10 protein-coding genes are annotated in these 13,351 nt (G+C 69.4%); 8 read left to right on the forward strand and 2 right to left on the reverse strand.

What is annotated here, in order from left to right; translation table 11 throughout:
* Positions 1-55 precede the first annotated feature (55 nt).
* On the forward strand, positions 56-844 hold the full coding sequence (locus tag ACZK39_RS08765) for a deoxyribonuclease IV (RefSeq protein WP_463613086.1): 789 nt from the start codon (positions 56-58) through the stop codon (positions 842-844).
* A gap of 43 nt (positions 845-887) precedes the next feature.
* Here ACZK39_RS08765 and ACZK39_RS08770 read toward each other — a convergent pair whose 3' ends face one another.
* Positions 888-2,057: an ATP-binding protein gene (locus ACZK39_RS08770; RefSeq protein ID WP_463613087.1), complete on the reverse strand. Its 1,170-nt coding sequence runs from the start codon at positions 2,055-2,057 to the stop codon at positions 888-890.
* A gap of 167 nt (positions 2,058-2,224) precedes the next feature.
* Between ACZK39_RS08770 and ACZK39_RS08775 the strand changes: the two genes are divergently transcribed.
* From ACZK39_RS08775 to mnhG, 6 genes are read left to right on the forward strand one after another with little or no spacing between them, the layout of a single operon-like run.
* Positions 2,225-5,245, forward strand: coding sequence for a Na+/H+ antiporter subunit A (locus ACZK39_RS08775; protein ID WP_459055430.1), 3,021 nt, complete (start codon positions 2,225-2,227; stop codon positions 5,243-5,245).
* Positions 5,242-5,670, forward strand: coding sequence for a Na(+)/H(+) antiporter subunit C (locus ACZK39_RS08780; RefSeq protein WP_182798924.1), 429 nt, complete (start codon positions 5,242-5,244; stop codon positions 5,668-5,670). The genes ACZK39_RS08775 and ACZK39_RS08780 overlap by 4 nt, the downstream gene beginning before the upstream one ends.
* A complete protein-coding gene (locus ACZK39_RS08785; RefSeq protein ID WP_463613088.1) occupies positions 5,667-7,220 on the forward strand; it encodes a Na+/H+ antiporter subunit D in 1,554 nt (517 codons plus the stop codon). Before ACZK39_RS08780 ends, ACZK39_RS08785 begins: the two co-directional genes overlap by 4 nt.
* Positions 7,217-7,807, forward strand: coding sequence for a Na+/H+ antiporter subunit E (locus tag ACZK39_RS08790; RefSeq protein WP_463613089.1), 591 nt, complete (start codon positions 7,217-7,219; stop codon positions 7,805-7,807). Before ACZK39_RS08785 ends, ACZK39_RS08790 begins: the two co-directional genes overlap by 4 nt.
* A 1-nt stretch (position 7,808) precedes the next feature.
* A complete protein-coding gene (locus ACZK39_RS08795; RefSeq protein WP_182798926.1) occupies positions 7,809-8,129 on the forward strand; it encodes a monovalent cation/H+ antiporter complex subunit F in 321 nt (106 codons plus the stop codon).
* Positions 8,126-8,500, forward strand: a complete 375-nt coding sequence (mnhG, locus tag ACZK39_RS08800; RefSeq protein WP_182798927.1) for a monovalent cation/H(+) antiporter subunit G — start codon at positions 8,126-8,128, stop codon at positions 8,498-8,500. Before ACZK39_RS08795 ends, mnhG begins: the two co-directional genes overlap by 4 nt.
* Positions 8,501-8,510: 10 nt before the next feature.
* Here mnhG and ACZK39_RS08805 read toward each other — a convergent pair whose 3' ends face one another.
* Positions 8,511-9,578 (reverse strand): LLM class flavin-dependent oxidoreductase, encoded by a 1,068-nt coding sequence (locus ACZK39_RS08805; protein ID WP_463613090.1) that lies wholly within the window; start codon positions 9,576-9,578, stop codon positions 8,511-8,513.
* A gap of 166 nt (positions 9,579-9,744) precedes the next feature.
* On the opposite strand from ACZK39_RS08805, the gene ACZK39_RS08810 reads away from it, so the two are divergent.
* A complete protein-coding gene (locus ACZK39_RS08810) occupies positions 9,745-12,852 on the forward strand; it encodes a S8 family serine peptidase (RefSeq protein ID WP_463613091.1) in 3,108 nt (1,035 codons plus the stop codon).
* Positions 12,853-13,351 lie beyond the last annotated feature (499 nt).

Raw genomic sequence — 13,351 nt, forward strand, 5'->3', positions numbered from 1 at the left:
GTGACTCCCTCGACGGCCTGTGTGCCCAGGCTACTCAGGCCATTAGCCTGGGCGCATGAAACTTGGCGCACACGTCGACTCCACCGATCCGCTCCCCGAGGCCGCCGCGCTCGGCCTGGACGTGGTCCAGATCTTCCTGGGCGACCCGCAGAGCTGGAAGAAGCCGGCCACCCTGGTCGACGGCGGGGCCGCTGCTCTGAAGTCCGCCGCGGAGGCCGCCGGCGTCGGCATTGTCGTGCACGCCCCCTACGCCCTCAATGTGGCCTCCACCAACAACCGGATCCGCATCCCCTCGCGCAAGCTGCTGCAGCAGACGGTCACGGAGGCCGCCGCCGTCGGCGCCCTCGGCGTGGTGGTCCACGGCGGCCACGTCACCGCCGACGAGGACCCCTCGGTCGGATTCGTTAACTGGCGCAAGTGCGTGGACGCGCTGGAGCTGGAGGTGCCGATCTTCATCGAGAACACCGCCGGCGGCGGCAACGCGATGGCCAGGCACCTGGAGGCCATCGATCGGTTGTGGGACGCTCTCTCGGGCTCGCCGAACGCGGACCGGGTGGGCTTCTGCCTCGACACCTGCCATGCGCACGCCGCGGGTCTGGAGCTCGACGGGCTCCTCGGGAGGATCACCGCGATCACCGGCCGGGTGGACGTGTTGCACTGCAACGACTCGCGCGACGAGGCCGGCAGCGGCGCGGACCGGCACGCCAACCTGGGCCAGGGCCTGATCGACGGCGACGCCTTGGCCGCCCTCGTGCGGGAGGCGGACACCGTCACCCTCCTTGAGACCCCGGGCGGGGTCCCCGAACGAGCTCTGGACCTCGCCTGGCTGCGCGGACGCCTCTGAGATCAGGGCGGCTCCCGCTACGGCGTCCGGCCGCAGGGTTGGGCTACCGGGCCTGCCGTTTCACGAACTCGGCCATGGCGGGGACCGTGTAAGCCACCACCCCGTGATCCGGCGAATAGATCAGACCCTTGTTGATGAGGTTGGCCCGCACGGGGCCGAGGGCGGTGGTCTTCTTCCGCAGGCGAGCGGCAACCTCACCGGAGCTGCTCCCACCATCACCATCCACCGCCATGGCCTTCAGATACTCCTTCTCTGCACTGGTGGCCCGATCCCAGCGGATCCGAAAGAAGCCCGTGTCGAGCGCGAGTTGGCCGATCGCCACCCCTAACTTCGCGTCTGGCAGGGTGATCGGAGGCAGCTCCGTCGCGTTCCACGTGTCCTGACCGAACTGCTGAAGGAAGTACGGGTAGCCGCTCGCCGCCATCACAATGTGGTTCATGGCTGCCTCCTCCCACCCCACACCCTCTGCTTCGGCGGGAGTCACCAGTGCGGCAGCGGCGTCGTCATCGGCGAGCGCATCGACTGTTCGGTAGTTGAAGAGTCGCTCGGCGTAGGATTTCGCCTCCGCGAGCTTGCGTGGGAGACTCGGCAACCCGGCGAGTGCGAGAACGAGGCGGTCCTGCCGCTGGTTGGCTGCGTGGACGATGGAACACAACGCGATCAGTTCCTCGTCGGGTAGGTCCTGGGCCTCATCGACGAGAACCGCCACACCAACCCCCTGTTCCTCCGCAGCGCCACCGAGGTCCCGAAGTAGCTTCCCCAGATCGGACTCGAACGTCCCGGTGTCCGCGCCTCCGCCTGGGCTGTCGTTGAGGTTGACCCCGAAGTTCCACTTGCCCGTGAGGTCGTACGAGGCTTTGAAACTCAGGGCGGTCTTCAATGCCTTCAACACCCTGGCGCCCACACCGGGCTTCGCCAGGTCCACGAGATTGTCATGGAGGGCCTCGCCCACCATGTCACGCACAGACCTCCCGGATTTCGCCTCGATCTGGGCCACGATCCAGCCCCGTTCGGCGGCCATTCGAGCGAACTGGGTGAGCAGCACCGTCTTGCCCACCCCGCGGAGGCCATAGAGGACAACCGACTGGGCGTCCCTCCCGATAGTGATTCTTCTGAGCGCGACGTCCCAGGCCTCCAGCTGCGTCCCGCGTCCGACCAGCGCCGCTGGAAGGCGTCCCGCCCCGGGCGAGTACGGATTCGACACTGGATCCACGACGACCTCCCTGTGTATCGATTGATGTCCCAATGTATCAAGAACTTATACAGGCCCACAGATGGCTATAAACCTCGCCGATGTCGATGTTCCGGCATCACCGGAGGCCTTGTGCGCCCGATAGACTGACCCCGCCACCACGAACCCAAGGAGACGGGAGTTCTGGCGTGCTTCTCGCACTGATCGCCGCCCACGCGGTGCTCGGCGCGCTCGCACCACTCTTCGTCCGCTGGTTCGGGGCCCGCTCCTTCTTCGTGCTGATGCTGGGCCCCCTTGCCGCGGCCGTGTGGCTCACCAGCCTCGCCCCCACCGTCGTCGCCGGCGGGGAATACCTCGAGAGCTATCAGTGGATCCCGCTGCTGGGCGTGGACCTCACGCTCCGGATCGGGCTGCTCCAGTGGGTGCTCGCCATGATCGTGACCTGGATCGGCGCCCTGGTCCTTCTCTACAGCCGGTGGTACTTCGACGGCATGACGGTGGCCCGGTCCGCGGCCATCCTGACGATCTTCGCCGGCACGATGCTGGGGCTGGTCACCGCGGACAACCTGGTGGTGCTCTACATCTTCTGGGAGTTGACCACGATCTTCTCCTACCTGCTCATCGCGCACGACCCCACCCGTCGGGCCAACCGCGGCGCCGCGCAGACCGCGCTGATCGTCACCACCACCGGCGGACTGGCCATGCTCGTGGGCATCGTCGCGCTGTGGCAGACCTCCGGCACGCTGTCCATGCAGGAGATCCTGGCGGAGCCGCCGACGGGCACGCTGGCCACCGTCGGCGCGCTGCTGATGCTGGTGGGCGCGCTCAGCAAGTCCGCCCTCGTCCCGTTCCACTTCTGGCTGCCCGGCGCTATGGCCGCGCCGACGCCCATCTCGGCCTACCTGCACGCCGCCGCCATGGTGAAGGCCGGCGTCTACCTGGTGGCCGCCCTCGCCCCCGCCTTCGCGTCGGTCCCGTGGTGGCGGCCTACCATCATGCTGCTGGGCATCATCACCATGATCCTGGGCGGCTGGCGCGCCCTCCGCCAGACGGACCTCAAGCTCCTCCTCGCCTACGGCACGGTGAGCCAACTCGGATTCCTGGTCCTGCTGGTGGGGCTCGGCACCGAGGCGGCCGCCCTCGCCGGGCTCGGGATGGTCATCGCGCACGCCCTGTTCAAGTCCACCCTCTTCATGTGCGTGGGCATCATCGATCACTCCGCCGGGACCCGCGACCTCCGCGAGCTCAGCGGCGTGGGGTACCGGGTGCCGTGGCTGGCCGCCCTCGGCGGGCTGGCCGTGCTGTCCATGGCGGGGGTGCCACCGCTGGTGGGGTTCGTCGCCAAGGAGGCCGCCTTCGAGTCCATCCAATATCTCGTCTCCGGGGACGTGGAGGCTGTGACCCCGCTGGCCGCGGCCGCCCTGGCCGGCGCGCTGGTCTTCGGCTCAGCGCTCACCGCGGCGTACTCGCTGCGCTGGTGGTGGGGGGCGTTCGCGTCCAAGGACGGCGCCCCGGAGCTGTCCTGGCACCGGCCCGCCGTCGGGATCGCCGCCGTGCCGATGTTCCTGGGCCTGCTGTCCCTGATCGGCGGGTTCCTCGGCCCCCAGCTGACTGATCTGCTTGACCCCTACGCCCGCACCGTCGCCACCGGCAAGGCCAGCCACGGCTTCGCGCTGTGGCACGGCTTCACCCCGCCCCTGATCATGTCGATCGTCGCGTTGGTGGCCGGTGTTGCCCTCTTCGTGTTCCGTGAGCGCATCGCCCGCATCCAGGCCACGTTCCCGCAGGTCACCACGGCCGAGGAGTTCTACCACCGCTCCATGCACAACCTGGACCGGGTGTCGGTCGAGGTCACGGCCCGCTCCCAGCGCGGATCGCTGTCGATCTACCTGGGCACCATCCTCGTCACCCTGGTGACCCTGGCCAGCTACGCGCTGCTCCGGGTCCGCCTCTGGCCCGAGATCCGGGTCTTCGACCACTGGGCACAACTGCTGGTGGCGGCCGTCATGATCACCGCCGCCGTCCTGGCCGCAGGATCGCGGGGCCGGATCCGCGGCGTCCTCCTGGTCGGCGTCACGGGCTACGGGTTGGCGCTGATGTTCGCCATGGCAGGCGCCCCCGATCTGGCCCTCACGCAGGTCCTCGTCGAAACCGTCACGCTGGTGGTGTTCGTGCTGGTGGTGCGCAAACTGCCCCGCTACTTCACCAACCGGCCCCTCAGCTCCACCCGGTGGTGGCGGGTGCTGGTCGCCGCCGCGGTGGGGACCACGGTGACCCTGGTGGCGATCGTGGCAGCCGGCGCCCGGGTGGCCGATCCGGTGTCCGACGCCTGGTACGAGGCCGCCTACCAGATCGGCTACGGCAAGAACATCGTCAACGTCGCCCTGGTCGACACGCGCGCCTGGGACACCCTCGGGGAGATCGCGGTGCTGGTCATCGCGGCCACCGGCGTCGCCTCGCTGATCTTCCTCCGCTCCCGCGTGGGGTCGGTCACGCGCACCGACGAGGTCTTCGAGGACCGCGAGGACGCCCCCATGTCGGACACCGCTCCGGGGGTGTGGCTGCGGGCGGGCCAGACGCTGTCCCCCCTGGTCCGGTCGCTGGTCTTCGAGGTGATCACCCGGCTGTTGTTCGGCGTGATGATCATCCTGTCGGTCTATCTCCTGCTGGCCGGCCACAACTCCCCCGGCGGCGGCTTCGCCGGAGGGATGGTGGCGGGCATGGCCCTGATCATCCGCTACCTGGCGGCGGGGCGTCACGAGCTCGACGAGGCCGCCCCGTTCGACGCCGGCCGCCTACTGGGCGGAGGCCTGTTCCTGCTGCTGGGAACCGCCGTCGTCCCGGTGCTCTTCGGCGGCAAGGTGCTGGAGAGCTACGAGTACTACTGGGACGTGCCGGGCCCGGACGCGCTCTCCACGCCGTGGGGCGCGCTCCCCCTCTTCGGTGAGGTGCACCTCGTGTCGTCGACGATCTTCGACCTGGGCGTCTACCTCGTGGTGGTGGGCATGCTGCTCGACGTGGTCCGCAGCCTCGGCTCGGGAATCGACCAGCACGCCAGCGACCAGCTGGCCCCCATGCCGCTCCCGGACTCCACCATCGCGCTTCCGGCGCGGCACGGCGGAACCGCCGAGGACCGCGGCCGGCCGGACGCGCACGACGACTCCCCCCGCCACACCCGGCACACCCGACGCGGGGAGGAGCTGCGATGACAGCCAACCTCGTCCTGGCCGTCACCGCGGGCATCCTGGTGGCCTCCGGCGTCTACCTGTTGCTCGAGCGCTCCCTGACCAGGATCCTGCTCGGCGTCCTGCTGGCCAGCAACGGCGTGAACCTCCTGTTCATCGTCGCCGCCGGAGAACCGGGCGCCGCGCCCATCGTCGGACTGGCGGATCCTGATCAGACCTCGGACCCGCTGCCGCAGGCGATGGTCCTCACGGCCATCGTCATCACCATGGCGGTCGCGGCGTTCGTGCTCACCGTCGCCTACCGCAGCTTCCAGCTGCACGGGCACGACGAGGTGGCCGACGATGTCGAGGACGCCCGCATCCGGCGGCTCGCCGAGGCGGATGTGGCCTCCGAGTCCTACGAGGACACCACCTTCTCCGACACCGGCGAGGACGTGGTGAGCGAATGATGGAGAACCTGCTCCCCGTGCCGGTGCTGCTGGCCATCTTCGGCGCCGCCGTCGCCCTGGCGCTACCGCGGCGCCCGGCCACCCAGCGCATCGTCTCGGTGCTCAGCCTCTCCGGCATCGTCGTGGTGGCCGGCATCCTGATCTGGCACACGCATCAGGTGGGGCCGATCGCCTTGTGGCTGGCGAACTGGCCGGAGCCGCTCGGCATCGCGTTGGTGGCGGACCGGCTGAGCTCCCTGATGCTGTTCGTGGCATCGGTGGTGGCCCTGTGCGTCCTCCTCTTCGCCACCGGCCAGGACAGCGACGAGGTGCGCCGCGAGACCCCCGTGTCGATCTTCCACCCCACCTTCCTGCTGCTGATGGCCGGCGTGTCGAACGCGTTCCTGGCCGGGGATCTGTTCAACCTGTTCGTGGGATTCGAGATCCTGCTGTTCGCCTCCTACGTGCTGCTCACGCTGGGCGGCACGGGGGACCGCATCCGCGCCGGCACCACCTATGTGATCGTCTCCCTGCTCAGCTCATCGCTGTTCCTCATCTCCATCTCGGCGGTCTACGCCGCCACGGGCACGGTCAACCTCGCACATCTGGCGGTGCGTCTGCGGGACCTCAGCGAGCCGGTCCAGCTACTGCTCGAGGTGCTTCTGATCGTCACCTTCGCCGTCAAGGCGGCGATGTTCCCGCTCGGGTCCTGGCTGCCGGACTCCTACCCCACAGCGCCCGCGCCCGTCACCGCGGTCTTCGCGGGCCTGCTCACCAAGGTGGGCGTGTACGCCATCATCCGCACCGAGACGCTGCTGTTCCCGTCGTCACCGGTCAACGACGTCCTGATGGTGGCCTCGCTGCTGACGATGGTGGTCGGCATCCTGGGCGCCATCGCGCAGGTGGAGATCAAGCGCATGCTCTCCTTCACCCTCGTCAGCCACATCGGATTCATGATCTTCGGCATCTCGCTCGGCAGCGACGCGGGGATGGCGGCCACCATCTTCTACACCGCTCACCACATCACCATTCAGGCAACCTTGTTCCTGGTCACCGGGCTCATCGAGCGTCGCGGCGGCACCTCGTCGCTGGAGGGCCTCGGTGGGCTCCTGAAAGTGGCTCCCCTGCTGGCCGTCCTGTTCTTCCTCCCTGCCATGAACCTGGCCGGGATCCCGCCCTTCTCCGGGTTCATCGGCAAGCTCGGCCTGCTCCAGGCCGGGGCCGCCCACGGCGGCGCACTGGCCTGGGCCGTGGTGGCCGGCGGCGTAGCGACCAGCCTCCTCACCCTCATCGCCATGGCCAAGGTCTGGAACCGGGCGTTCTGGGGCATCACCCCCGCCGAGCATCGCCGCGCGGAGTCGGAGCGGCTCAACGAGCAGCTCGACGAGCTCATCGACGACGACACCCGCCCCATGCCGCCGCTCCAGGTGGGTGCCACGATGGCGTTGGTGGCGTTCGGCCTGGCGCTGACAGTGTTCGCCGGCCCGCTGTACGAGTACACCCACGCCGCTGCCGCCACGCTGCGCGACGGGTCCTACCTCGTCGCCGTCCTCCCCGAGGGGTTGCGATGATGAAGTCCGCCACCCCGTGGCGCCAACGGGTGAGATTCCGGCCTCTGTCGGTGTTCGGCATGGCAGGCGTCTGGGTCCTCGCATGGGGCAGCGCGTCCCCGCTGGTGCTGCTCCTGGGCATCGCGCTGGGCTGGGTCATCGGCGTGATGTTCCCGCTGCCCCCGATCTTCTGGCAAGGCAGATTCCGCCCCGTCGGGTTCGCTCTGCTGACCTGGCACCTCCTGCGCGACCTGGTGGTCTCGTCGGTGCGCCTGCTCCGCCTCGCCTTCCAGCGGGAGGTCAACCTCCACGCCGGGATCGTGCGCGTGGACCTCCACACCGACGACGACCTGTACCAGGTCCAGGTGGCCGAGATCCTGTCCCTGGTGCCGGGCACGGTGGTGATCGAGGTGGTCCGCGAGCCGCGCCGCCTGTACATGCACGCCCTCGAGCTGGTCGACGACGCGGCCCTCGACAGGGTGCAGCACATGGCCATGGCCGTCGAGTCGCGGGTGGTGCGCGCCTTCGGCTCCGACGAGGAGATCGCCGCCTTCGACGCCGCGTGCCTCACCCACCCCGTCAACGCGTCCCCCCGGATGGAGGAGTGACATGGTTCAAGTGCTCACCGACGTGATCCTGAGTGTCGCGGCCGTGGTGCTCACGGTGTCCGCGATCATCGGGGCAAACCGGATCGCGGAGGGCCCCACCCAGCTGGACCGCTCCGTGGCCGCGGACCTGATCGTGGCCGTCGTCGTGGCATCGCTGGGGTTGTGGACGGTGTGGTCCGACAGCTCCACGGAGGTGCTCATCCTGGTGTTGCTGTCCATGCTGGGCTTCACCAGCGCCGTGTCGGTGGCGCGGATGGTGGCCGACCGGATGGCCACCCGGCGCCACTACAGCGCCAACCGAGACCGGAAGGGGGCCCAATGACAGACGAGATCTTCGACCTCATCGCGTCGCTGTTCGTGCTGGCGGGCGCGCTGCTGTGCTTCGGCGCCGCCGTCTCGCTGGTGCGCTTCCCCGACGTGCTGGGAAAGATGCACGCCATCACCAAACCCCAGGTGCTGGGGTTGATCTCGGTCACGGTGGGTATCACGCTCAGCCTGCGCACCTGGTGGGCAGTGGGTCTGTGCCTGCTCGTCATCGTGCTGCAGCTGCTGACCGCGCCTGTGTCCGCGAGCCTGGTGGCGCGCGGCGCCTACCGCGCCGGGCTGATCAAGGACGAACTGCTACTGGTGGACCATCTCACGGAGGACCTCGAGCAGGCGGGATACACCCGCCCCCCGGAGAGCAGCCGCTGAGCGGGTCAGCTCACAGCAGCGCCTCGGCCAGGAGCTCCAGGCCGCGGAGCTTGGCCGGCCAGGCGTCGGCCGGGTCGCCGTCGCGGGCGCCCGCCACTGGATGGACCATGATCTCGTCCACCCCGAACTCGTCGGCGGTGGCAAGCAGCTGGTCGCGGACCTGCGCCACGTCGCCCACCGCCCAGCTGGCGACGGCGGGCGTGACGGCGGCGCGGAGGTCGTCGGTGAACAACGCTCGCACCTCGTCGCCGACGTGCGGCTGCGGGTCCATGCCTCCGCGGGTGGTCAGTGAGGCCATGAGGTACTGATGGGGCTCGGAGAGGTCCCATGCCTCGTCGGCGGTTTCGGCCACGCACACGTTGACGCTGACGAAGGTGCGCGGGCGGGGCTCTTGCCCGCCGGGCTGGAAGCCGCCGCGGTAGAGGTCGAGGGCGCGTTGGGTGCCGCGGCCGGAGAAATGGTGCGCGAACACGTAGGGAAGCCCGAGGGAGGCCGCGAGCTCAGCGGAGTAGTCGCTGGAACCGAGCAGCCACACCTGGGGCGCCGCCTCCAAGGTGGGCGCGGCACGCAGGGTGTAGGTCTGGCCGTGGCGGAGGCGGATCTCGGCGCCCCCGGGGCTGAGCAGGGCGAGGATGTCGGTGACGTTGCGCGGGAACTCCTGCACAGGATCCATCGGGCGGCCCGAGGCGTCGACGAACTGCCCACCGCCGAGGTGGCCGCGGATGGCGGCCGAGGTGACGGGGTCCGTGCCGGGCGCGCGGCCGATGCCGAGATCGATCCGGTCGCCGTAGACGGCAGAAAGCAGCGCGAACTGCTCGGCGATCGCAAGCGGGGCGTGGTTGGGCAGCATCACGCCTCCGGACCCGAGCCGGATCTGGGAGGTGTCCTGACCGAGGTACATGAGCTCGACGGCGGGGGACGTCGACGCCACGGAGGTCGCGTTGTGGTGCTCCGCAACCCAGTAGCGGGTGTAGCCGAGGCGGTCCGCGGCGTCGACCAGGGCCTTGCCCGCGCGGAGGGCCTGACCGGTGCTCTGGCCGCGGCGGACGGGGAGAAGATCGAGGACGGAGAGGCGCATGAGTCCCGAGCCTATGCGCCCCCCCGAGTCCGCGCCCGTCCTGGACTGTCCCGCCCGGGATGCTCCTCCGCTTCACCCACCGCGCGACTTTCGTTCATTGACCGTGCCGACGGCGCTCAATAGTCTGACGGCCAGCACTATCTCCCCTAGTGATTTGGCGGAACGCATGAAGAAGGTCGGCGCCGTAACCCTCACCGCACTGCTCGCCCTGGCAGTCCCCGCGACAGCACAGGCAGCCCCGGAAGACCCACTGGACCGGTTCGAGCGCGTGGACGGCGGCCAGATCTCCTCAGACTTCGTGCCCGTCTCCGCCGACGGCGAGGCCAAGGTGACCGTCATGGTCGAGCTGGCGTCGGACCCCGTCGCCGTCGTGGACGCCGCCTCCACCCGGCCCCTCACCAAGGCGGAGCGGGACTCCCTCAAGGCCCAGCGCAAGGCTGAGCAGGATCAGCTGAAGCCCGCCCTCAGCAAGCTTGGGGCCCAGGTCCGCTCCCAGGTGCAGTCCGCCTACAACGGCATCAAGGTGTCGGTGGCGCGCAAGGACCTCCCTGCATTGGAGGCGCTGCCCGGGGTCAAGGCGGTGCAGCGGGTGCAGACGCACGAGCCCACCACCCTCACCTCCGTCCCCTACCTGGGCGTCGATCAGGTGTGGCAGGACAACGGGTACACCGGCGCGGGCGTCAAGGTGGCGATCATCGACACCGGGATCGACTACACCCACGCCACCTTCGGCGGCCCGGGGACCCCGGAGGCCTTTGCGGCCGCGTCCGCCACCAACACGACGAACCGAGCCTGGATCGGCGACGCCGCTCCGCGGGTCAAGGGCGGCTGGGACTTCGTCGGCGACTCCTACAACGCCAGCGACCCAGCCAACTCGACACCGAAGCCCGACGCCAACCCCATCGACTGCAGCGGCCACGGCACCCACGTGGCCGGTACCACCGGTGGCGGCGGCGTGACCGAAGACGGCATGCCCTACACCGGGCCCTATGACGCCACAACGTTCGGGAACACCTTCCGGGTCGGGCCGGGCGTGGCGCCAGAGGTGGACCTCTACGCGCTGAAAGTGTTCGGCTGCCAGGGCTCAACGGACCTCACGGTCGAGGCCATCGACTGGGCGGTCGAGGCGGGTATGGACGTCATCAACATGTCGCTGGGATCCGATTACGGCACCGTCGACGACCCGGCCTCAGTGGCAGCCAGCAACGCTGCCGCCAAGGGGATCGTCGTGGTGGCCTCCGCGGGCAACGCCGGCCCCAACCCGTATCTGGCCGGTTCCCCGGGCGCAGGCAACGGGGTGATCAGTGTCGCGGCCAACGACTCGACGGCGACGTTCCCTGGGGCGAACCTCACGCTGGGCGGCGAAACCATCAATGCGATCAACGCCAACGACGCCGACCTCGCGGTGGGTCCCTATGACGTGGTGGTCCTGACGGACGATCCAGACACTGAGGCGGCGAACGAGGCCCTCGGCTGCGCAGTGAGCGACTACACGGACGCAGGCATCAGCGCGGCGGCGTCCACGCCCCAGATCGCGGTGACCACCCGCGGAGACTGCGCCCGCGTGGCGCGCGCCGCGTACGGCCAACAGGCAGGCGCCGACGCCGTCGTCATGATCAACGACAGCGACACCCTTCCCCCGTTCGAGGGGACGATCACCGAGGTCCCCGACGTCAACGGTGGCCCCTCGGAGGAGTTCCTCGTCACCATCCCGTTCCTCGGCGTGACGAGCAGCGACGGCCCTCTGCTGGTTGGAGCCGACGGCCAGTCCCTGTCCATGACCGCGAAGGACCTCGCCAATCCGGGATTCGAGCGCTACGCCTCATTCAGCTCAGGTGGGCCGCGGATGGGCGACTCCGCGCTCCGGCCGAGCGTCACCGCCCCTGGCGTGTCCATCTCCTCGGCCGCCGTGGGCACCGGGTCCGGCGCGCTCATCCTCTCGGGGACCTCGATGGCGGCCCCGCACGTCGCGGGGGTCGCGGCGCTGGGTGTGCAGGCCCACCCGGACTGGTCCGGTCAGGATGTCTCGGCCGCACTCGTCTCGACGGCGGATCCCGCCGAGGTGGCGGGCTACCGCCTGACCCTCGGCGGAGGCCTCGTCGACCCGGCCGGCCTGGTGAACGCCGAGATCTTCGCCTACGGCGACTCGGCGAAGGGCAGGGGCGCCTTCCGGGAGTCCACGCTCAGCTTCGGCTTCGCCGAGGTGGCGAGGGACTTCACCGCGACCAGGACGGTCACGCTCGTCAACCGGAGTGCCTCCGCCCGCACGTACACCGTCGGCTACGAGAAGACGGCCGAGTCGTTGCCCGCCAAGGTCACGTTCAACCGGACGAGTGTCGCGGTGCCGGCAGGCGGCACCGCAACGGTGAGGGTGACCCTCGCGGTGAAGGCCACAGATGTACCCGCCTCAGTCGGCGCCACCCAGGCCAACCTCGCCGAGGTCTCCGGCACCGTGGTGCTCACCAGCAGCGCCGACACCCTGCGGGTGGGCGCCCTCCTGGTGCCGCGGCCCTCGACCAAGGTTTCGGCGACTGTGAGCGGCTCGCTCAACGGCCCCCAGACGCAGGCCACCTTGGCGGTGTCCAACATGGGTGCCGTCACCGGCGGCGTCGCCGACGTGTACACGTGGGGGCTCGAGGACCGCAAGGACCAGCGTCTCAGCGGCGGTTTCGACCTCCAGGCGGCAGGAGTCCAGTCGTTCCGGGTCCCACGGGTCGACCTGGATGGTGCCCCTGAGGACGACCTCCTGGTGTTCGCCGTCTCGACCCACGACCGCTACAGCAACGCCGCCAGCATCGAGTTCGACATCCCGATCGACACCGACGGGGACGGCGCCGACGACGTGGTGCTGTTCAGCTACGACGCCGGGGCGATTCTCACCGGCGACCACAACGGGGACAACTGGGTGTTCATCTACAACCTCGAAACTGAGGCGATCTCCTTTTCGGGCTTCGCTGCGGGATCGCCCACCAACTCCAGCACGGTGCTCCTGCCAGTTTTCGCCGGCGACCTGGGGATCGAGGGCGCCTTCAGCTACACCGTCGTGTCCTTCAACGGCGACGCGTTCGACCAGTTTCCGGGCAGGGCGACGTACAACGCGACCGCGAAACCCTTCAACGACGGCGGATACGTCGAGGTCGCGGCGGGGGGCAAGGCGAGCGTCCCTGTGACGAAGGATCCGGCGGCATTCTCGGCACTCAAGCCGTTGGGCCTGATGGCGGTGTCGTACGACAACCCGGCCGGCAAGGAGGCCTCGCTTATCCGGGTCAAGTAGGTCCTTCGCCCAGGGCATCGCTGGTCGAGCGGGCCTCGCGCGGGTCCTCGAACCGGGTGCGGGGGGCTTCGACGCGGGAGCGGCGCCCCCCACCACCACCGTTGGCTGAGGTGCCGCGCAGCGGCCTCGAAGCCTCACAAAGGGGAGCTGACAAGGAACGTTGCACAGGCTTCGAGGCTCGTCGCTGCGCTCCTCACTCCTCAGCCAGCGGATGAATTGACCCTCAGAGGATCGTGCCGTTCGACGCGCGCGGCGCTCACTCAAGACCTTCTCGCAAGGGTGGGGAACGGCAGGGCGGCACTGCGCAGCGGTGCCAACCCGACGATCACCCGTCGGGACACGCCCGCAGGGACCCACCCCGACGCCGCCCTGCCGGTCGGCACCCGGGTCCGGAAGGGCAACAGCGGGACGTATGCGGGGAGACGGGAGACGAGGCACGGGCGGATGCTCAACTCCTTCCCCGATGGAATCACGGGCCGGGGTCTCCCGGAAAGGACGA

This window comes from Tessaracoccus luoxuelianae (assembly GCF_055326245.1).